This is a genomic window from Methylocystis sp. (assembly GCF_051062815.1).
Taxonomy (GTDB): Bacteria; Pseudomonadota; Alphaproteobacteria; order Rhizobiales; family Beijerinckiaceae; genus Methylocystis.
This window is the reverse complement of the sequence record NZ_JBPFDU010000060.1, coordinates 36,055-54,286: the sequence shown is the minus strand read 5'-3', so window position 1 is coordinate 54,286 and position 18,232 is coordinate 36,055. Positions and strand designations below refer to the sequence as shown.

Below are 18,232 nucleotides of genomic sequence, written 5' to 3'. Positions count from 1 at the left end.
GGCGCGGCGGGGTTCTGGCAAAGCGGAGTTGCCGGCCGCCCAAATCAGGCATAGGATTTGCGAGTCGTCCAGCGTAGCCGGAAATTCAAATGATTTCCGTGGTCTGGAAGGAGAACGTCATGATGAATGCGCTTATCGCCGCGACATTATGCAGTATCGTCCTCGCAAGCGCGCCGGTCGCCATGCGCGCTTATGTCTACGCCCGCCGCAAAGATGATCGCCGCCGTCACTATCGCTAAGGACAGCGCGACAAAAAGGGCGCATCTTACTGACTGTGACAGCCATTCGGTCTGACGCGCCTCTTTTGCTTTCTCGTCTCGCGGCCATTGTCGGCGAGGCGGCCGTCGTAACGGATGCGACGGCGATGTCCCCTTACCTGGCTGAGCCTCGCGACCTCTATCATGGCCGCGCGCTCTGCGTTCTCAAGCCAAGCGCCCCGCAAGAAGTCGCCGGCATCCTGGCGCTGTGCAATGAAACCGGCGCGTCCGTAACGCCACAAGGCGGCAACACCGGACTCGTCGGCGGACAGACCCCCGACGCGAGCGGCGCCTCCGTCGTCCTTTCGCTGGAAAAGCTCAATCGGATTCGCGCCGTCGACGCGACGGCCGACGCGATGACGGTCGAGGCCGGCGTAACGCTATCGCAGGCGCAAGACGCCGCGCAGGCCGCCGACCGCTATTTCCCGCTTTCGCTGGCCTCCGAAGGAAGCTGCACCATCGGCGGCAATCTCGCGACCAACGCCGGCGGCGTGCATGTCCTCGCCTATGGCTCGATGCGCGACCTGGTGCTGGGCGTCGAGGTCGCGCTTGCCAACGGCCGGCTGCTCTCGACCCTCGGCGCCCTGCGCAAAGACAACACCGGCTACGATCTGACCCGCCTTTTTGTCGGTTCGGAAGGCACGCTGGGCGTCATCACCGCCGCGACGCTGAAGCTTTTCCCCGCCCCGCGCTCCCACGCCGTCGCCTTTCTCGGACTCCGCGATCCCGCCCAAGCGCTTTTACTACTGAATTTCGTCAAAGGCCGCGCGGGTCCGATGCTCAACGCCTTCGAGCTCGTGTCGCGACTGGGGCTTGAGCTCGTCCTGCGTCACATTCCCGGAACGCGCGATCCTCTGGCGCAGCCGCACGACTGGTATGCGCTGATCGAGCTTGCCGCCTTCGCCGATGGCGAAGCCGAGCGCGCCGCCGCCGACATTCTCGCCGCCGCGATCGACGCGGCTTTGGCGCAGGACGCGATCCTCGCGCAATCGCTGGATCAGGCGCGCGCGCTATGGAAGCTGCGCGAAAGCCTGTCCGAATCGCAAAAGCGCGAAGGCGGCTCGATCAAGCACGACATCGCCGTTCCGGTGAACACGATTCCGCGCTTCATCGAGGAGGCTGGGCGACGGCTGCGCGCCGCCTTTCCGCAGGCGCGGCCGGTTCCCTTCGGCCACATGGGCGACGGCAACATCCACTATAATGTCTCGCAGCCTGTCGGCGCCGATAAAGCGGAATTCATCGCGCGCTGGGCGGAGGTTAACGCCATCGTGCACGGCGTCGTGCACGAGTTCGGCGGCTCGATTTCCGCCGAACATGGAATCGGACGGCTGAAGCGCGATCTCCTGCGCGCGACGAAGGACCCGGTCGCGCTCGACGCCATGCGCGCCATCAAGGCGGCGCTCGACCCGAACGGCATCCTCAACCCAGGCGTGCTGCTCTAGCTTCGTCCTTGCGGGCAGACGATCTTCACCGTGATCCCGTCCCTATAGATGAAATATTCGACGCAAGACTGACCATTGACGTCGACCGGCCGCTTGCCCACGTCAGCGGCGCGCAGGAAATCCGCGAGCGACGTATGACCCTTGTCGTCCCAATCCATTTCCGCCCAGTCGTAGCCTTGCCTCCAGGCCGTGATGGCGCGCGCGACGAAAAAGAACGCCGGAATCGCCAGGATCGCGGCGATGGTCGTCACAATGAGTCGTTTGCCGAAGGGCGCCGACATGTCATCCTTTCCTGGAGCGCTTCACCTCGGTGAGCGCCCACTCAGCGGTTTTTTCGCGACAGGCCGCGCCCTGAAAGCTTTCCTGAGTCTCGCTTACGACGATGTCTCCATGAAAGGCGCGGCAGATTCTGCCTTCCAACGGATAGGGCTGGCCCACCGGCGTGAAGGAGCCCTTGGCGCCGCTCTGCGGATTGTCCCAATTGACGCTCGCCCCGCTTCCTTGCGGGTCGAGCGCTGTGCTCAGCGCAGCAATCGCGCGGCGTTGGTCTTCCGAATCGAGCGCGCCGGACAGTTTGGGGGGAGATTGTGGAATCGCGCTTGTGACGTCCGACGCGACGCGCTCCGAATTCCACATGACGGAAGGGTCCGAGGCCATAGGCACGGCGATAGAACAGCCGGCGAGGCCGCCGGCCGTCGCCGTCAGGACGATGAGCGTTGCGCCGCGCGACATTTGAGCAATGACGCAAGCGGCGGTATGTCTGACGCACTGGAAGTGCAAAGCGCCACCTTTGAAGCGCCGATCTTTGAATCGGCTTTGAGAAAGGATTCTCGCTTGAACGCGTTAACGCCGGGTGACTTTGTCGAGGCCGCCGAACCTTTCGCATTGTTTGGCCAATGGTTCCAGGAGGCCCAACTCAAGGAGCCGAACGATCCCGAGGCGATGGTCTTGGCGACGGCCGACGCTCAGGGCCTGCCCGACGCGCGCATGGTGCTCCTGAAGGAATGGACGCCAGAGGGCTTCGTCTTCTACACCAACGCCGAGAGCGCCAAGGGGCGCCAACTTGAGGCCAATATGCAGGCGGCGGGGCTTTTTCACTGGAAGTCGCTTCGCCGGCAGGTGCGGCTGCGCGGACCCGTCAGCCGCGTCAGCGACGCCGAGGCGGACGAATATTTCGCCAGCCGGCCGCGCGACTCCCGCATTGGCGCCTGGGCGAGCCAACAGTCGCGCCCGCTGGAAAGCCGGTTCGCGCTCGAAAAGTCGGTCGCCGTCTTCGCCGCAAAATATGCGGTGGGCGGCATTCCCCGCCCGCCCTATTGGCGCGGCTTTCGAATTGCGCCGGTCGCGATGGAATTCTGGTCCGATCGGCCGTTCCGGCTCCACGACCGCGTCCGCTTTTTCCGGGCCGAGCCGGGCCAAGATTGGCGAAAGGAGCGGCTCTACCCATGACGGCACCCAAGATGGCGCCCAAGATGGCGCCCATGACGGCGCACAAGACGACGCGTGCAAAGCGCGCGACGGCGGCGCTCGCGGCGGCGGCGGCCGCGGCGCTTTTTTCGGCCGAGGCCGCCGCCCAGGACCCGTTCGATTTCCTCTTCGGCGGATTCGACGGCCCCCGCCGTTACCGGCGGGCGCCCGAACCAAGGCGATCCGAGCGCCCGCCGCCGCGCAAGCGAGACGGCGCCGCGCAGACCCAGACGAAGCGCCAAAATCAGCAGGCTCCCGGCGCGCCAGGGACGACCGGAGCGCCGGCGGCGCCGAGCGGACCGGAGGGGCCGCCGCCGCCCTATGATCCCCAGATCACGCGGCTCTCAGAAGTCCTCGGCGCGCTGGCCTTCTTGCGCGACCTCTGCGGGTCGGGCGACGGCGAGGAATGGCGGGGGAAGATGTCGGCGCTGCTCGACGCCGACGCCCCCAGCGGCGCGCGCCGCCAGAGGCTCATGGCGTCGTTCAACCACGGGTTTCGCGGCTATGAGCTGACCTATCGCGCCTGCACGCCCAACGCCAAAACGGTGATCTCCCGCTATCTGGCGGAGGCCTCGCGGCTGACCCGCGACATCACCTATCGCTACGGAAACCCTTAGAGCGCTTCCCGATCGCATGGGATCATGTGATCGATAAGGAATCGCTCAAAATCGAAATGTTGGAGCAGGTTCTCATCGAAAAAGTCTGTCAACTTTTTCGGAACCTGCTCGAAGCGCCGATGTGCGAAATTAACCTTTCGGCGAGCGTCGCCTCGCGCGGCGCGGGCGGCTTCTCTAGAGTGGCGTCATGAACGAATTGGACGTCGCCTCGCTCTACGACTTGGGCGGGGACCAGCACCGAGCGGCCCTTGCCTATGTCACCGAGGCCTTCGCCGAGGCGATTCTCGCGGGGATCGAAAGCGATTCCTTCGCGCATGCCGCCCTCTGCGCGGCGTTGCGCGAACTGGTGGCGACCTATGGCGAGGAATCGGTGGCCGCCTTCGCCGAAACGCTGCCCGCGAGGCTGCGGGCGGGGGAATTCACCACCGGCCTGAGACATTAGATCACGCCGCATTTGGCAAAATCGACCGAATACGCGATCAATCTCAAAAGTTTATGGCGCGCTCTACGCGAAAAAAAGCGAGGGCCACATTTGCGCAGCGCGCGCCAAGGCTTGCGGTTATTCGCCGCGACCCCGCGAATGCGGACTGACTTTTGCACTGCAAGGCCCTAGAACGCCGGACGCCGCAGGCGTAGACGCCCGGCGGCTTTGCACAGCGACTCCCGCGCCTTAAATCCGAAACGACATGCCCCGCACGCTTCTGTGTCTCGCGCGCCACGGCGAGACCAATTGGAATATCGAAAGGCGCTTTCAGGGCCAGTTCGACATCGCGCTGAACGCGCGCGGACGCGCGCAGGCGGCCGCCCTGGCGAAGGAGCTCGCCGGCGCGCATTTCGACAGAGTCTATTCGAGCGACCTGCGCCGCGCGCTCGCGACAGCGACGCCGATCGCCGGCGCGCGCGGCCTCGAGGTCGCCAAGACCCCAGCCCTGCGCGAGAAGGACGACGGCGTTTGGCAGGGCCACACGCATGCGGAAGTGCAGGCGACGCACGCCGACATCTATCCGAACTATCTGACGCGCCGGCCGGATTTCGCCGCGCCGCAAGGCGAAAGCCTGGAACATTTCGCCGCGCGGGTGCGCAAGGCCTTGACCCAGATCGCCAAGGAAAGCGCCGGCGAGACCGTTCTCGTCGTCGCCCATGCCGGCGTGCTCGACATCGCCTGGCGACTCGCCGCCGGCAAGACGCTCGACGAAAAGCGCGAGCATCCGGTGCTCAACGCCACGCCCAACTGGATCGCCTATGACGACGGAAAATGGTCGCTCGTCGACTGGGCGACTCCGGAGGGGCGGGCCGAAATCGCCGCGCCATGGGACGGCCGCGCGCTGCCGCGCCGCGAAGCCGCGCGCGCCCTGATCGTCGATCAGGACGACGACGTCCTGCTGATGCGCTACGCCGGCGGGCTCACGCCGCATTTTCTCGCGCTCGGACATCATCACTTCTGGGCGACGCCGGGCGGCGCGGTCATGGAGGGCGAGAGCTTCGAGTCGGCGCTGCGCAGAGAGGTCTATGAAGAGACGGGCCTCACCCTTCTCGATCCCGGTCCCGTCGTCGCGACGCGCGAATTTCCGATGGAGATCGGCGACGACTGGCATCAGGCGGTGGAGCGCTATTATCTCATCCGCACCGAACGCTTCGCGGTCGAGCCGCGCGACCTGACCGAGGAGGAAAAAATCCATGTGCTCGGCTGGCGCTGGTGGAGCGCGGACGAGATCGCGGTCTCGCACGATCTGATTTTCCCCGAAGGGCTTGAGGCGCTGCTGCGAAAGATCAGCAAGTGACGGACGCGGTCGAGGCGCGCTCACGCGCGCCTCTCCGGCTATTTCGTCATGAAGACGTCCCTGCGCGGGAATTTCTCGAAGACCGACGCATCCTGCCCGAAATTCGTCGCGAGAACGTCCGTCGGATTGCCGGCGATCCATTGTGACAGATCAATCGTCTGATAATGCGCGTTGTTGAAGACGATCAGCACGCGCACCTTATCAGTCCCGACATTTTCGAGCGAATGACCCATGCCCTGGGGAATATAGCCGACGTCGCCCTTCGAGAACGTCTCCTGGCGCCAGCGTCCCTTTGACCCAAACAGCGTAACGCAAAGCTGTCCGCTCAGCACATATTGCCATTCGGAAGCATTGGGGTGCCAATGCAGTTCGCGAAGCGCGCCGGGCTCCATTTCCAGAACCACGCCGGTCATCGTCGTCGAAATCGGGAATTGCGAGCCGTCGACGCGCCATTCGATTCCACCGGGAAACGTCTCATAGGGCTTTTGCGAAAGAAGGCTGTATTTGTGGGTGAGCGGCGGCGGCTTCCAGCCCTGCAACGGTCGCGCGGGGGTCTCCGGCGGAATATTGCCCCTGGCGAAATAGACCTCCTGCTTGGGGAAACTGTCGAAGGTCGACGCCGGGACGCCGAAATTCTTCGCCAGCAGCTCCTTGGGCGCATGGCCGATCCAGTCGCTGATGCTGAATGTGCCGAATTCGGAGAAATAGCCGTTGTCGAAGACGAGAATGAAATGACACAGGTCTTTTCCGAGCGTCTCGATGACATGGCCATGGCCGCGCGGAAAATACCAAAGATCGCCCGCCTCAAAGTCATTGGTCTCCGAGCAGCCGGCCGGATCGATGACGGTGGTGCGCACCCGTCCCTCGGTGACGAAGCCCCATTCGGCCGCGGTCGCGTGCCAATGAAGCTCGCGCATCACGCCCTGCTCCATGCGCATTGAAACGCCGGCGATATCCTTGGAGATCGGCAGCTGAGCGACGGTCGCTTCCTTGCCATAGCTGGCGCCGTCGACGCGTCCTTGAGATTTTTCAAGCTCGAATTTGAACGTCGGCAGCTCGGCGCCCGATGTCACGGGATCGGGCACATTATTATGGAAGCTCGTGTGTCCGCCTTCCGAGCTGATCGGGATCGTCAATGAGAACATTACCAGCCCCCGCTGTTCTGACTGTGTGTCGCAATCGAAACGACGATAAGCGCATCGGCTGATTTGAATCGCGACCGCTCAGCTTGCGAGCATGCCTGCTCGAACGGCGCGCGACAAGCCGCTGCCGCGGCGACTGCGCTTCGCCGCAGATGACATTCTCCCGTCACGATTTACATTGGTGACAAAGGGAAGCCTTAAGGCGAAAACTTCTTGCCGAGAAGCGGCCCTTGCCAAGAAGCGACCCTTGCCGAGAAAATCCTGTGTCCGGCCGTCGCCGGCGCCTCGTGGAGACAAATGTGACGCCAGCGACGACCGCCAACGCGCCCGCTCCGCAACGCGGCGACATGCGCCGCTCCGTGCATGTGCCCGAAGGCGGCAAATTTCTCCGGCGGCTCTTCGTATTTCTGGGTCCCGGCTATCTCGTCGCCACCGGCTATATGGACCCCGGCAACTGGGCGACGGCGCTCGCCGGCGGCTCGAAATTCGGCACGGCTCTGCTTTTCGTCGCGGTGCTGTCGAGTCTGATGGCGATCGTCTTGCAATCCCTTGCGGCGCGGCTCGGCGTCGGCGCGGAGCTGGACCTGGCGCAGGCCTGCCGGCGGCATTATCCCTTCCCGGCCGCGGTCGGGCTCTGGCTGCTGGCGGAAGTGGGCATTTTCGCCACGGATCTCGCCGAAGTGATCGGCACCGCCATCGGCCTGCAATTGCTGTTCGGCCTGCCGCTCGCCGTCGGCATCTTCATCACGGTGCTCGACACGTTTCTGGTCCTTGCTTTGGAGCGCGCCGGCTTTCGCAAGATCGAGCTTTTTGTCGTGGCGATGCTTGCGCTCATCGCCTTTTCCTTCCTCGCGCAACTCATCATGGCGCACCCCGATCTGGCGCAGATCGCGCAAGGACTCGTGCCGACGCGGCGTTTCTTCACTGACCCCGAGATGCTTTACATCGGGCTGGGCATTCTCGGCGCGACGGTGATGCCGCATAATCTCTTCCTGCACTCTTTCGTCGTGCAAACCCGCGCCGTCGCCGAGCCGCTCGAAAAGAAGCGCGAGGCGATTCGCTTCGCGGTGATCGATAGCACGCTGGCGCTGTTTCTCGCGCTGTTCGTCAACGGCGCCATCCTCGTTCTCGCCGCCGCCGTCTTCCACGCGACCGGCCATACTGAAGTCGCGGAGCTTGGCGAGGCCTATAGGCTGATCGCGCCATTGCTCGGGCAGCCGGTCGCGGCGACGCTCTTCGCCGTGGCGCTGATCGCCTGCGGGCTCAATTCGACCGTGACCGCCACCCTCACCGGCCAGATCGTCATGGAGGGATTTGTGCGGCTGCGGATGAAGCCGGCGACGCGCCGCCTCATCACCCGCTGCATCGCGATCGCGCCAGCGATCGGCGTGACGCTCTACGCCGGCGAGTCGGCGACGGCGCAGCTGCTCGTCCTGAGCCAGGTGGCGCTGAGCGTGACGCTGCCCTTCGCCGTCGTGCCGCTCGTGGCCTTCACGGCGCAGCGCAGCGTCATGGGAGAACTCGTCGCGCCCAGACGCACCACCGCGCTTGCGGCGATCATCGCCGCCGTGATCATCGCGCTGAACCTGAAACTGCTCTGGGACGCCGTCGCCGGCTGAACGCCTTGCGGACGTGACAGACCGCGCCATTGCCAAGCCGACGCATCTGGTTTAGCTCGACGCAGTTTTTTGGAGCTGCGTCGAGATGAAACTTCCCAATCAATTCTACCGTCCGCTCGCCATCGGCGCCCCGGCGCCGCTGCGCGAACCGCCCGTCAAGGTCGAGCGGATGATCCATTTCGTACCGCCGCATCTTGAAAAATTCCGCGCCAAGGTTCCCGAACTCGTCAAACAGGTCGACGTCGTGCTCGGCAATCTCGAGGACGCAATCCCGGCCGACGCCAAGGAAGCCGCTCGCGCCGGCTTTATCGAGATGGCCAAGGCGACCGACTTCGGCTCGACTGGACTGTGGACGCGCATGAATGCGCTCAATAGCCCCTGGGCGCTCGACGACATGATCGAGATCGTCGGCGCGGTCGGGAGCAAGCTCGACGTCGTCATGCTGCCCAAGGTCGAGGGCCCCTGGGACATCGCCTATCTCGACCAGCTCCTGGCGCAGCTCGAAGCGCGGCATGACGTGAAGAAGCCGATCCTTATTCACGCCATTCTGGAGACGGCGGAAGGCGTCAAGAATGTCGACGCCATCGCTTCGGCTTCGCCGCGCATGCATGGCATTTCGCTCGGACCGGCCGATCTCGCCGCTTCCCGGGCAATGAAGACGACCCGCGTCGGCGGCGGCCATCCGGATTATAAGGTGATCGCCGACGCCGAGCCTGGCCAGGGCCTTCGCGCATCGTTCCAGCAGGACCTTTGGCATTACACCATCGCCAAGATGGTCGACGCCTGCGCTTCCGCCGGCGTCAAGGCCTTCTACGGACCCTTCGGCGATTTCTCCGACGCCCCGGCCTGCGAGGCGCAGTTCCGCAACGCCTTTTTGCTCGGCTGCGCCGGCGCCTGGTCGCTGCATCCGTCGCAAATCGCCATCGCCAAGAAGGTCTTTTCGCCCGATCCGCAAGAAGTCGCCTTCGCCAAGCGGGTGCTGGAAGCGATGCCGGACGGGACCGGCGCGGTGATGATCGACGGCCGAATGCAGGACGACGCCACTTGGAAGCAGTGCAAGGTCGTCGTCGACCTCGCCAAGCAGGTCGCCGCCAAAGACGCCGACTTCGCCAGGATCTACGGATTCTGAGAGAATCTGGCTGTGCCGCGACGTCCGATTGACGGCTGTGCCCCGGCTGCGTTACTAAAAGGCAAGTAAACAGCGTGTTAAAGGCGCTTTCGAATGCCGCGAGAGAACATCGCTAAATTCGCTATTGGCCAAGTGGTCAAGCATCGCCGCTATCCTTTCCGCGGCGTGATCTATGACGTTGATCCGGTGTTCGCCAACACCGAAGAGTGGTGGCTTTCGATTCCCGAAGAGCTGCGTCCGAACAAGGATCAGCCTTTCTACCACCTCTTCGCCGAGAACGCCGAAACCGAATATGTCGCCTATGTGTCGGAGCAAAATCTGCTGCCCGACAACACCAACAGGCCGGTGCGCCATCCCCAGGTCGACGAGACCTTCGAGCGCGATGACGACGGCGTTTACCGCATGCGGGCGCCTAAGCGCCACTGAGCGGCGGCGCTTCCGATCAGACCGAGCGCTGCCGCATTGCGAAAAAAACGCGCAGCCGGCGGGATTGACGATCGCGCGAATCGGCCACATTTTGATTGCAGGTCAACTTCATCGCGGGAGAGACCGGCGCTCGCGCCGGCGCCGAAGGCGAAACCGCCCCGGAAACGCTCAGGCCCAAAGGACCGCGACGAAGTAGAAACTCTGGAAAGCGGCGAAGCGCGCAAGCGTTTTCGCCCACCGACGGGCGTAACCTGTCGCTTTTAGCGCAGGGAAATCTCTCAGGTCACCGGACAGAGGGGGCGCGTAGCGAAGTTTAAGCTTTGCTGCGCCAACCATGTCTGGCGGAGTTGATGGTGACCGAACTCGACGTCGCGACCGCTGCGCCTCCCGCGCTGGCCAAACTTCCGCTCGACGCCGTGCATCGACGGCTTGGGGCGCGCATGGCGCCTTTCGCCGGCTACGAGATGCCGCTGCAATATGAGCAGGGCATCGTCGCCGAAACGCTCCATACGCGTCGTCGCGCAAGTCTGTTCGACGTTTCGCATATGGGTCAGGCGATCCTCGCTGGAGCGCGCGCCGCACGGGCGCTTGAAAGCCTGACGCCGGCGGATTTGACGTCGCTTTCGCCAGAGCGCACGCGCTACACGCAGCTGCTCAACGAGCGCGGCGGCATTCTCGACGATCTTCTCGTCACCCGTCTGCCGGGCGTCGAGGAGCGGCTGCTGCTCGTCGTCAACGCCTCGCGCAAGCAAGACGATTTCGCGCTTATCAGCGCCGCGTTGCCCCAGTTCGACTTTAATCCATTGGACCGCGCGCTGCTCGCTCTTCAGGGCCCGCGCGCGTCCGCGGTCCTCGGCGCACTCCTCCCCGGCGCCGAGGACCTTCCTTTCATGGGCTGGCGCGCCTTCGATTTCGGCGGCGCGCCGCTCTTCGTGTCGCGCAGCGGCTATACGGGCGAAGACGGATTTGAACTGTCGCTGCGCGCCGAGCATGCCGAAGACCTTGCGCGCCTGTTGCTGTCGCATGAGGATGTCGCGCCGGCGGGCCTCGGCGCCCGCGACGCCTTGCGGCTGGAGGCCGGCCTGCCGCTCTATGGTCACGACCTCGACGAAACGATTGATCCGGTTGAAGCGGGACTCGGCTGGTCGATCGGCAAACGCCGGCGCGTCGAAGGCGGATTCCCCGGCTTCGAGCGCATACGGAACGCGCTTGAGCAGGGTCCTTCGCGCATGCGCGTCGGGCTTCTACCGCAGACGAAGGCGCCGCTGCGCGAAGGCGCGCAACTTTATGCCTCCGACGACCAAGCCGTGGGCCATGTGACGTCGGGCGGCTTTTCGCCGACGCTGCAGCGTCCGATCGCAATGGGCTATGTCGCAAGCGCATACGCCAAAATCGGCGCGACGCTTTCGGCGCCGCTGCGCGACAAACGCGTCGACGTCACGGTGGCGGCTCTGCCCTTCGTCCCTCATCGCTATTTCAAAACGCCGGCTGGAAAGGATGCGAGATGACCGATCTCCGCTACTCCAAGGATCATGAATATGTCGCGCTCGATGGCGATCTCGCGACGCTGGGCATATCGGACTATGCGCAGTCGCAGCTCGGCGACATCGTCTTCATCGAGCTGCCTGAGGTCGGCAAGAAGGTCGCAAAGGGCAAAGAGATCGCGGTCATCGAGAGCGTAAAAGCCGCGAGCGAAGTCTATTCGCCTGTCAGCGGCGAAGTCGTCGAAGTCAATCCGGAGCTGGGCGAAGCGCCGGCGCTCGTCAACGATGATCCGCTGGGACGCGGGTGGCTCATCAAGGTGAGAGTCAGCGATCCGGGCGAATGCGCATCGCTGATGGACGACGCCGCCTATTCGAGTTTTCTCAAGACGCTCTAGAGCAGGTTCCGAAAAAGGTGACAGACTTTTTCGATGAGAACCTGCTCAACATTTTGATTTTGAGCGATTCCTATCGATCACATGATTCCATGTGATCGGGAAGCGCTCTAAGCGCAAGGAAAAAAACGATGCGCTATCATCCGCTGTCAGAAGCCGACAGAAGCGCGATGCTCGCGGCGATCGGCGTGTCGTCGATCGAAGCGCTCTACGCCGACGCGCCGCCCGCGACGCTGCTAAAAGCTCCGCTCGACCTGCCGAACGGCAAGTCGGAGCTCGACGTCGAGCGTTTCTTCGCAAGGCTCGCCGCCCGCAACATGCCTGCGTCGCGCGCGGCCTTTTTCGTCGGCGCCGGCGCCTATAAGCATCACATTCCTGCAAGCGTCGATCATCTCATTCAACGTTCGGAATTCTTGACGAGCTACACGCCCTATCAGCCGGAGATCTCCCAGGGCACGCTGCAATATCTCTTCGAGTTCCAAACCCAGGTCGCTCTGCTGACGGGCATGGAGATCGCCAACGCCTCGATGTACGACGGCTCGACGGCGACCGCCGAAGCCGTGCTCATGGCGCATCGCGTGACGAAGCGTCGCAAGGCGCTGCTGTCCGGCGGCCTGCATCCGCATTACGCCGAAGTCGTGCGCACCATCTCGCGGCTCGCCGAAGACGAAGTCGAGACGATGGCGCCCGACATTCGCGCCGCCGAAGATCTCGTCGCGCGCATCGACGACACGCTTTCTTGCGTCGTCGTTCAGACGCCCGATTTCTTCGGCAATCTGCGCGATCTGACGAAGATTGTGGAAGCTTGCCATCGGAACGGCGCGCTTCTCATCGCCGTCTTCACCGAAGCCGTATCGCTTGGTCTGCTTAAATCGCCGGGCGCGATGGGCGCCGACATCGTCGTCGGCGAAGGCCAGTCCATCGGCAATTCGCTCAATTTCGGCGGACCTTACGTCGGACTCTTCGCGACGCGACATGAATTCCTGCGGCAGATGCCCGGCCGCCTCGCCGGCGAAAGCGTCGACGCCGACGGCAGGCGCTCCTATGTGCTGACGCTTTCGACGCGTGAGCAGCATATCCGGCGCGACAAGGCGACATCGAACATCTGCACCAACTCCGGCCTCTGCGCGCTCGCTTTCACTATCCATCTGACTTTGCTTGGCGAAGCCGGACTGACGCGGCTCGCGCGCGTCAATCACGCCAATGCGGTTTTGCTGACGCAGATGCTGGGGGACGTATCAAAGGTCGAAGTCCTCAACGAGACTTTCTTCAACGAGTTTACGCTTCGCGTCAAAGGCGACGCCGCCGCGCTTGTTGAGAGAATGGCGGCGCGCGGCGTCCTCGCCGGCGTTCCCGTCTCGCGGCTCCTGCCGCACGCCGGGCTTGACGATCTCCTCCTCGTCGCCACCACCGAAGTGAATACGCAAGAAGATCGCGACGCATTCGTCGCGGCGCTTAAGGAGTCGCTCTGATGCTCGACAGACCTGCAGTCGTCGAACCGCTCGATGACGACAAAACGCCTGCGATCTTCACCGGCAATCGCGGGCTCGATCAGGAAGAGCCGCTGATCTTCGAGATCGGCCGCATTGACGCGACCGGCGTCGATATCGACGATCCTGCGCCCGTCGCGACGCGGCTCGGCGCGCTGGAGCGCAATGCGCCCATCGGCCTTCCGGGACTCACCGAACCGGAGACGATGCGCCATTACGTGCGTCTGTCGCGCAAGAATTACTCCATCGACGCCGGGCTCTATCCGCTCGGCTCATGCACGATGAAGCATAATCCGCGCAGCAACGAGAAAATCGCGCGCTATGAAGGTTTCGCGGATCTGCATCCGCTGCAGCCGCAATCGACCGCGCAGGGCGCGCTGGAGTTGATGCAAATTCTCGCCGATTGGCTGATGACGCTCACCAATATGCCGGCGGTGGCGATGTCGCCGAAGGCCGGCGCGCATGGCGAGCTCTGCGGCATGATGGCGATCAAGTCTGCGATCGCCGCCAGAGGCGAAAGCGCGACGCGCAATGTCGTCCTCATTCCGCAGTCGGCGCACGGCACCAATCCGGCGACGGCGGCGCTGCTCGGCTTTTCGGTGCGCGTCGTTCCGGCGGCGGCGGATGGAACCGTGCGGGCGCAAGCCGTTAAGGACGCGCTCGCTCCCGATGTCGCGGCGATCATGCTGACCAACCCCAACACTTGCGGGCTGTTCGAGCGCGAGATCGTCGACATCGCCGACGCAATGCACGAGGCCGGCGGCTATTTCTATTGCGACGGCGCGAATTTCAACGCCATCGCCGGCGTCGCGCGGCCCGGCGACTTCGGCATCGACGCGATGCACATCAATCTGCACAAGACCTTCTCGACGCCGCATGGCGGCGGCGGACCTGGCGCAGGCCCGGTCGTTCTCTCAGAACGTCTCGCGCCTTTCGCGCCGGTCCCGTTCATCCGCCGCAACGGCGACTCGTTGCAGCTCGTGGAAGACGCAGAGGGCACGCAGAGCTTTGGACGCCTCACCGCCTTCCATGGGCAGATGGGCATGTTCGTGCGGGCGCTCGCCTATATGCTCGCGCATGGCGGCGACGGGCTCGCGCAGGCGTCGAAAGACGCCGTGCTGTCGGCGAACTATGTCCGCGCGTCGCTAAATGACGTGATGACTCAGCCGTTCGGCGATCGCATCTGCATGCATGAAGTTCTGTTCGACGACGCCTGGCTGCGCGGCGCCGGCGTGACGACGCTCGACTTCGCCAAGGCGATGATCGACGAAGGCTACCATCCGATGACGATCTATTTCCCGCTCGTCGTCCATGGCGCGATGCTCATCGAGCCGACGGAATCGGAATCGAAAGCCTCGCTCGATCTTTTCATCGCAACGCTGCGCGATCTTGCGCGCAGCGCCAAAGCGGGCGAGATCTCCCGCTTCGGCCCGGCGCCGCGATTGGCGCCGCGTCGGCGCGTCGATGAAGCGCTCGCCGCGAGAAAGCCGGTGCTGCGCTGGACGCCCAGCGCCGCAGCCTGATCGTCACTGCGCCTGGCTGACCGGCGGCCCGGTGCGCGGCGGTAGAATCGGCAGGACCACCTCAGGCTGGCGCCCGGTTAGCGAATCGAGGAAGGCGACGATCTTGTCGGTCTCGTCGGCGCCGAGTTCTATGCCGAGCTGGCTTGCGCCCATCACCGCCACGGCCTTCTTCAAATCGAAGGTCGCGCCGGTGTGGAAATAGGGCGCCGTCAGTTCCACATTGCGCAGCGAGGGAACCTTGAAGGCGTATTTGTCGGTGATCGCCTTGGTGACCGCGTAGCGGCCCCAGTCGTCCGGCGGCAGAAATTCCGCCGTCGGCTGTTTGACGACGCCGAAACGCGCATACATGCCGCCGCCGACGTTGACGCCGTTGTGACAAGTTACGCAGCCCTTATCGATGAAGAGCTTCAACCCGTCCTTCTGCGCGTCGGACAGCGCCTGATCGTCCCCCTTCAGCCAGCGATCGAAGGGCGCGTCGGGCGTGATCAGCGTCGCCTCGAAAAGCGCGATGGCGCGGCCGATGTTGGCGTAGGCGACGGGATCGCTCTGCTCGGGAAAGGCCTGTTTGAACGCCGCCACATAGCCGGGGATCTTCTTGAATTGCTCGACGGCGCGCTGCTTTGTGGCCGCATGTTCCGTCGGATTGATCGGCATCGGTCCGCCGCGGGTTTTCAGCATCGCCTTGGGATTGGCCATCACCGAATTGACCACCTGGTCGGAAAGATCGGCGGCGCGGCCGTCCCAATATTGGGCCTTGTTGAAAATGGCGTTCATCACCGTGAGCACTTCGCGGCCCGCGAGCTGCGCATTGCGCCCGCCGGAGAGCGCGCCGCCGTCGACGCCGCCCATGCTCAGATTGTGACAATCGGCGCAGCTGATGTCGTGGGTTTCGGAAAGTCGCGGCTCGAAATACAGCATCTTGCCGAGCGCGAGTTTTTCCGGCGTCGCCGTCTCTCCAGGAATCGCCGGCGGCGCTGACGGAATTGGCTGGAAAAGCTCCTTCGCCCGGTCCCTCAGGCCTGCGTCGGCAAACGCCGGGCCGCCGACAAGAAGCGCGACAAGAGAGACGATCGAAGAAAGACGCATGGCGGATTTCACCCGGGATGGAAGCGGCGCAAAAGATTGAAGATTATAACACAGCTGCCTCGGCGCGAGGCTAGATGCGTCGATCGGCGGCTAAGCGTCACACGTCATTGGCTCGCCCAGAGAATGCGCGCCATCCAGCTGACCTCGTCGCGGGCAATCGTGCGGTCTGGGTAGGCGGGATTGACCGAACGCAATTCGATCGTTCGCGCCGTTTCGCGCTTCAGCTCCTTGGCCATGATCTCGCCCGAGGTGGTCTTCACCACCACCCGGTCGCCGCGCCGCACCGGCGCCGCCGGCGAGACGATCACCACATCGCCGTCGCGATACAGCGGCGCCATGGAGTCGCCTGAGATCTCGAGCGCGTAGGAATGTTCGTCGGCCTCGGCCAAGACGTCGATTTCGTCCCAGCCGGCGCCGGTGGCGAAGCCCGCATCGTCGAAAAAGCCGCCGACCCCCGCCTGCGCCAAGCCGATCAGCGGCCGCGTATGGCGCAACCGGCCGGCGGCGCTGTTCGCCGTCACCAGGGACATGAATTCGTCGAGCCCGGCGCCGGTCGCCTGCAACACTTTGGCGATCGATTCGGTCGAAGGCCAGCGCTGGCGCCCGCTCGCCGTTTCGCGCTTGGAGCGATTGAAGGTCGTGGGATCGAGGCCGGCCTTGCGCGCCAGGCCCGACGGCGTCATGCCGTATCGCTCGCCGAGCGCGTCGATCGCCGCCCAGATCTGAGCATGGGTGAGAATGTCGGACATGGCTGGCCGCGGCTCGGAAGAATTTCCTAGCAGCTAGGAATATATCTATTAACTATGCCGCACAATAGGAAATCGGCGGTGCCGGCTTGGCCCGCGCTAGGCCAGGCGCCATAACCCTCCTCCCTGCGTCGTCTTCCACGCCGCGCGCTCCAACTCGCGGGGTTGAATGCCGCCGTCGCCCGAGCCCGCGCCAAATCGCCTGCGCCACCCTTTCCTCACACTCTGGCTTGGGATTCTCGTGACCATCATCGTCGCTGGGAGCGCGGCCTTGGCCGCTGTCGCGATTTTCGGGCTCGGCGAATTTCTGTCCCTTGTCAGCCGCCTGCCGACGCCGAAGCCGCAGACGGCGGCCATCGCAGCGATCTTCGCGGCGACCTATCTCGTGCTCGCGATCGGCAAGCTGCCCTATTATCGGCTCGACCGCGCCGGCGGCGCGCTGCTCGGCGCGAGCCTGACGATCGGCGTTGGCGCCTTGAGCCTCGACGAGGCCTACCGCGCCATCGATTTCGACGCCATCACTTTGCTGCTCGGCATGATGATCGTCGTCGCCAATCTGCGCCTTTCCGGCTTCTTCCGCCGCGCCGCCGATTGGCTGGCGGACGTCGCCCGGCGTCCGATCTTCCTGCTCGTCGCGGTCGCGGTCGCGACGGGGCTGTTTTCCGCCTTTCTCGTCAATGACGCGATCTGTCTCGTCATGCCGCCGCTGGTCATCGATCTGGCGCGGCGCCTGAAGCGCGATCCGACGCCCTATGTTCTGGCGATCCCGCTCGCCTCCAATGTCGGCAGCGTCGCGACGATCACCGGCAATCCTCAAAACATGATCATCGCGACCGCCTCGGGCATTTCCTATGGCGACTTCGCTCAAGCGCTCTGGCCCATCGCCTTCGCCGGGGTCGCGCTCACGATCCTTTTTGTGGCGCTCGCCTTCCCGCGCGAATTCTTTTCGCGCGAGAGACTGACGCCGATCGTCTCGGCGCCGCGCGCTTTTCATCGCGCGCTCGCCTCTAAAGCGCTGCTGATCACCGCGGCGATGATCGGGTTCTTTTTCGCCGGCGTTCCGCCCGCCAAAGCGGCGATCGTCGCCGGCGGGCTGCTGCTGCTCACGCGACGCATCGGCTCGAAGAAAATCTACAGCGAAATCGACTGGCCGCTGCTGCTGATGTTCGCCGGACTCTTCATCGTCGTCGGCGGCTTCGACAAGGTGGTGCTGACGCCCGGCGAGATCGCGGACGTCGGGCGGCTCCGACTCGATGACGCGTCGACGCTCGCGCTCGTCTCCGCCGTGCTGTCCAACATCGTCAGCAATGTGCCGGCGGTCCTCGCGCTAAAGCCGTTCATCATCGGGCTGAGCGATCCCAAGCGCGCCTGGCTGATTGTGGCGATGGCCTCGACGCTCGCCGGCAATTTCACGCTCGTCGGCTCGATCGCCAATCTCATCGTCGTCGAGCGGGCGCGCGCGCTTGGCGTCACGATCGGCTTCTGGACCTATTTCAAGGTCGGCGCGCCGCTGACCCTCGCGACGATCGCGCTCGGACTGTGGAGACTGTGAGGAACATAGGTCACACGCCTCGGGGACTCCCAGAACAACCGCCCAACTGTATTGCTATCGCGCCGCAGCTCGTCGCGAC

At 64.2% G+C, this 18,232-nt stretch carries 19 protein-coding genes and 1 riboswitch; of the genes, 14 read left to right on the top strand and 5 right to left on the bottom strand.

All coding sequences use genetic code 11. From position 1 onward, the window contains the following. Positions 1–89 precede the first annotated feature (89 nt). Complete coding sequence (locus tag ACR65W_RS09515) at positions 90–239, top strand: hypothetical protein (protein WP_434499651.1); 150 nt, start codon at positions 90–92, stop codon at positions 237–239. A gap of 35 nt (positions 240–274) precedes the next feature. Further along, the gene (locus ACR65W_RS09510) at positions 275–1,699 is read left to right on the top strand and encodes an FAD-binding oxidoreductase (protein WP_434499650.1); all 1,425 of its coding nucleotides are present in this window, start codon (positions 275–277) and stop codon (positions 1,697–1,699) included. Here the strand turns inward: ACR65W_RS09510 and ACR65W_RS09505 are convergent. Both ACR65W_RS09505 and ACR65W_RS09500 read right to left on the bottom strand, forming a co-directional pair. After that, a complete protein-coding gene (locus tag ACR65W_RS09505; RefSeq protein ID WP_434499649.1) occupies positions 1,696–1,980 on the bottom strand; it encodes a hypothetical protein in 285 nt (94 codons plus the stop codon). The genes ACR65W_RS09510 and ACR65W_RS09505 overlap by 4 nt on opposite strands. Before the next feature lies 1 nt (position 1,981). Beyond that, entirely contained in the window at positions 1,982–2,431 is a 450-nt protein-coding gene (locus ACR65W_RS09500) for an RT0821/Lpp0805 family surface protein (RefSeq protein WP_434499648.1), read from the bottom strand. A 102-nt stretch (positions 2,432–2,533) separates the two neighbouring features. Here ACR65W_RS09500 and pdxH point away from each other — a divergent pair, with 102 nt between their 5' ends. The 4 genes from pdxH to ACR65W_RS09480 all read left to right on the top strand — a co-directional run bounded on the left by pdxH (position 2,534) and on the right by ACR65W_RS09480 (position 5,564). After that, entirely contained in the window at positions 2,534–3,148 is a 615-nt protein-coding gene (gene pdxH, locus ACR65W_RS09495; protein WP_434499647.1) for a pyridoxamine 5'-phosphate oxidase, read from the top strand. Then, positions 3,145–3,783 carry a TIGR02301 family protein gene (locus tag ACR65W_RS09490; RefSeq protein ID WP_434499646.1) on the top strand — a complete coding sequence of 213 codons (639 nt, stop codon included), beginning with the start codon at positions 3,145–3,147 and terminating at the stop codon, positions 3,781–3,783. The genes pdxH and ACR65W_RS09490 overlap by 4 nt, the downstream gene beginning before the upstream one ends. A gap of 187 nt (positions 3,784–3,970) precedes the next feature. After that, positions 3,971–4,225: a hypothetical protein gene (locus tag ACR65W_RS09485; protein ID WP_434499645.1), complete on the top strand. Its 255-nt coding sequence runs from the start codon at positions 3,971–3,973 to the stop codon at positions 4,223–4,225. A gap of 244 nt (positions 4,226–4,469) precedes the next feature. After that, entirely contained in the window at positions 4,470–5,564 is a 1,095-nt protein-coding gene (locus ACR65W_RS09480; protein ID WP_434499644.1) for a histidine phosphatase family protein, read from the top strand. Between the two features lie 38 nt (positions 5,565–5,602). On the opposite strand, the gene ACR65W_RS09475 is transcribed toward ACR65W_RS09480, so the two are convergent. After that, a complete protein-coding gene (locus ACR65W_RS09475) occupies positions 5,603–6,709 on the bottom strand; it encodes a cupin domain-containing protein (protein WP_434499643.1) in 1,107 nt (368 codons plus the stop codon). Between the two features lie 284 nt (positions 6,710–6,993). Between ACR65W_RS09475 and ACR65W_RS09470 the strand changes: the two genes are divergently transcribed. The 7 genes from ACR65W_RS09470 to gcvPB all read left to right on the top strand — a co-directional run bounded on the left by ACR65W_RS09470 (position 6,994) and on the right by gcvPB (position 14,769). Continuing rightward, entirely contained in the window at positions 6,994–8,325 is a 1,332-nt protein-coding gene (locus ACR65W_RS09470) for an Nramp family divalent metal transporter (RefSeq protein WP_434499706.1), read from the top strand. Positions 8,326–8,410: 85 nt separating this feature from the next. Beyond that, the gene (locus ACR65W_RS09465; RefSeq protein WP_434499642.1) at positions 8,411–9,454 is read left to right on the top strand and encodes an HpcH/HpaI aldolase/citrate lyase family protein; all 1,044 of its coding nucleotides are present in this window, start codon (positions 8,411–8,413) and stop codon (positions 9,452–9,454) included. Between the two features lie 93 nt (positions 9,455–9,547). Continuing rightward, a complete protein-coding gene (gene hspQ, locus ACR65W_RS09460; RefSeq protein ID WP_123174367.1) occupies positions 9,548–9,880 on the top strand; it encodes a heat shock protein HspQ in 333 nt (110 codons plus the stop codon). 104 nt (positions 9,881–9,984) lie between these two features. Then, positions 9,985–10,075: riboswitch (glycine riboswitch) on the top strand. 155 nt (positions 10,076–10,230) lie between these two features. Beyond that, positions 10,231–11,388 carry a glycine cleavage system aminomethyltransferase GcvT gene (gene gcvT, locus ACR65W_RS09455; protein ID WP_434499641.1) on the top strand — a complete coding sequence of 386 codons (1,158 nt, stop codon included), beginning with the start codon at positions 10,231–10,233 and terminating at the stop codon, positions 11,386–11,388. Beyond that, entirely contained in the window at positions 11,385–11,759 is a 375-nt protein-coding gene (gene gcvH, locus ACR65W_RS09450; RefSeq protein WP_196399232.1) for a glycine cleavage system protein GcvH, read from the top strand. The genes gcvT and gcvH overlap by 4 nt, the downstream gene beginning before the upstream one ends. A 128-nt stretch (positions 11,760–11,887) precedes the next feature. Further along, entirely contained in the window at positions 11,888–13,228 is a 1,341-nt protein-coding gene (gene gcvPA / locus ACR65W_RS09445; RefSeq protein WP_434499640.1) for an aminomethyl-transferring glycine dehydrogenase subunit GcvPA, read from the top strand. Further along, positions 13,228–14,769: an aminomethyl-transferring glycine dehydrogenase subunit GcvPB gene (gene gcvPB, locus ACR65W_RS09440; RefSeq protein WP_434499639.1), complete on the top strand. Its 1,542-nt coding sequence runs from the start codon at positions 13,228–13,230 to the stop codon at positions 14,767–14,769. Before gcvPA ends, gcvPB begins: the two co-directional genes overlap by 1 nt. Before the next feature lie 3 nt (positions 14,770–14,772). Here gcvPB and ACR65W_RS09435 read toward each other — a convergent pair whose 3' ends face one another. Next, on the bottom strand, positions 14,773–15,855 hold the full coding sequence (locus tag ACR65W_RS09435) for a cytochrome-c peroxidase (RefSeq protein ID WP_434499638.1): 1,083 nt from the start codon (positions 15,853–15,855) through the stop codon (positions 14,773–14,775). Between the two features lie 104 nt (positions 15,856–15,959). Beyond that, positions 15,960–16,604 (bottom strand): S24 family peptidase, encoded by a 645-nt coding sequence (locus ACR65W_RS09430; RefSeq protein WP_434499637.1) that lies wholly within the window; start codon positions 16,602–16,604, stop codon positions 15,960–15,962. 166 nt (positions 16,605–16,770) lie between these two features. Between ACR65W_RS09430 and ACR65W_RS09425 the strand changes: the two genes are divergently transcribed. Then, complete coding sequence (locus ACR65W_RS09425; RefSeq protein WP_434499636.1) at positions 16,771–18,153, top strand: anion transporter; 1,383 nt, start codon at positions 16,771–16,773, stop codon at positions 18,151–18,153. Positions 18,154–18,232 lie beyond the last annotated feature (79 nt).

Bases quoted from the DNA above. Each gene is read 5' to 3' on its own strand.
- ACR65W_RS09515 (WP_434499651.1), top strand. From the start codon at position 90: ATGATTTCCGTGGTCTGGAAGGAGAACGTCATGATGAATGCGCTTATC.
- ACR65W_RS09505 (WP_434499649.1), bottom strand. From the start codon at position 1,980: ATGTCGGCGCCCTTCGGCAAACGACTCATTGTGACGACCATCGCCGCG.
- ACR65W_RS09500 (WP_434499648.1), bottom strand. From the start codon at position 2,431: ATGTCGCGCGGCGCAACGCTCATCGTCCTGACGGCGACGGCCGGCGGC.
- ACR65W_RS09490 (WP_434499646.1), top strand. From the start codon at position 3,145: ATGACGGCACCCAAGATGGCGCCCAAGATGGCGCCCATGACGGCGCAC.
- ACR65W_RS09485 (WP_434499645.1), top strand. From the start codon at position 3,971: ATGAACGAATTGGACGTCGCCTCGCTCTACGACTTGGGCGGGGACCAG.
- ACR65W_RS09480 (WP_434499644.1), top strand. From the start codon at position 4,470: ATGCCCCGCACGCTTCTGTGTCTCGCGCGCCACGGCGAGACCAATTGG.
- ACR65W_RS09475 (WP_434499643.1), bottom strand. From the start codon at position 6,709: ATGTTCTCATTGACGATCCCGATCAGCTCGGAAGGCGGACACACGAGC.
- ACR65W_RS09465 (WP_434499642.1), top strand. From the start codon at position 8,411: ATGAAACTTCCCAATCAATTCTACCGTCCGCTCGCCATCGGCGCCCCG.
- hspQ (WP_123174367.1), top strand. From the start codon at position 9,548: ATGCCGCGAGAGAACATCGCTAAATTCGCTATTGGCCAAGTGGTCAAG.
- gcvT (WP_434499641.1), top strand. From the start codon at position 10,231: ATGGTGACCGAACTCGACGTCGCGACCGCTGCGCCTCCCGCGCTGGCC.
- gcvH (WP_196399232.1), top strand. From the start codon at position 11,385: ATGACCGATCTCCGCTACTCCAAGGATCATGAATATGTCGCGCTCGAT.
- gcvPA (WP_434499640.1), top strand. From the start codon at position 11,888: ATGCGCTATCATCCGCTGTCAGAAGCCGACAGAAGCGCGATGCTCGCG.
- gcvPB (WP_434499639.1), top strand. From the start codon at position 13,228: ATGCTCGACAGACCTGCAGTCGTCGAACCGCTCGATGACGACAAAACG.
- ACR65W_RS09435 (WP_434499638.1), bottom strand. From the start codon at position 15,855: ATGCGTCTTTCTTCGATCGTCTCTCTTGTCGCGCTTCTTGTCGGCGGC.
- ACR65W_RS09430 (WP_434499637.1), bottom strand. From the start codon at position 16,604: ATGTCCGACATTCTCACCCATGCTCAGATCTGGGCGGCGATCGACGCG.
- ACR65W_RS09425 (WP_434499636.1), top strand. From the start codon at position 16,771: ATGCCGCCGTCGCCCGAGCCCGCGCCAAATCGCCTGCGCCACCCTTTC.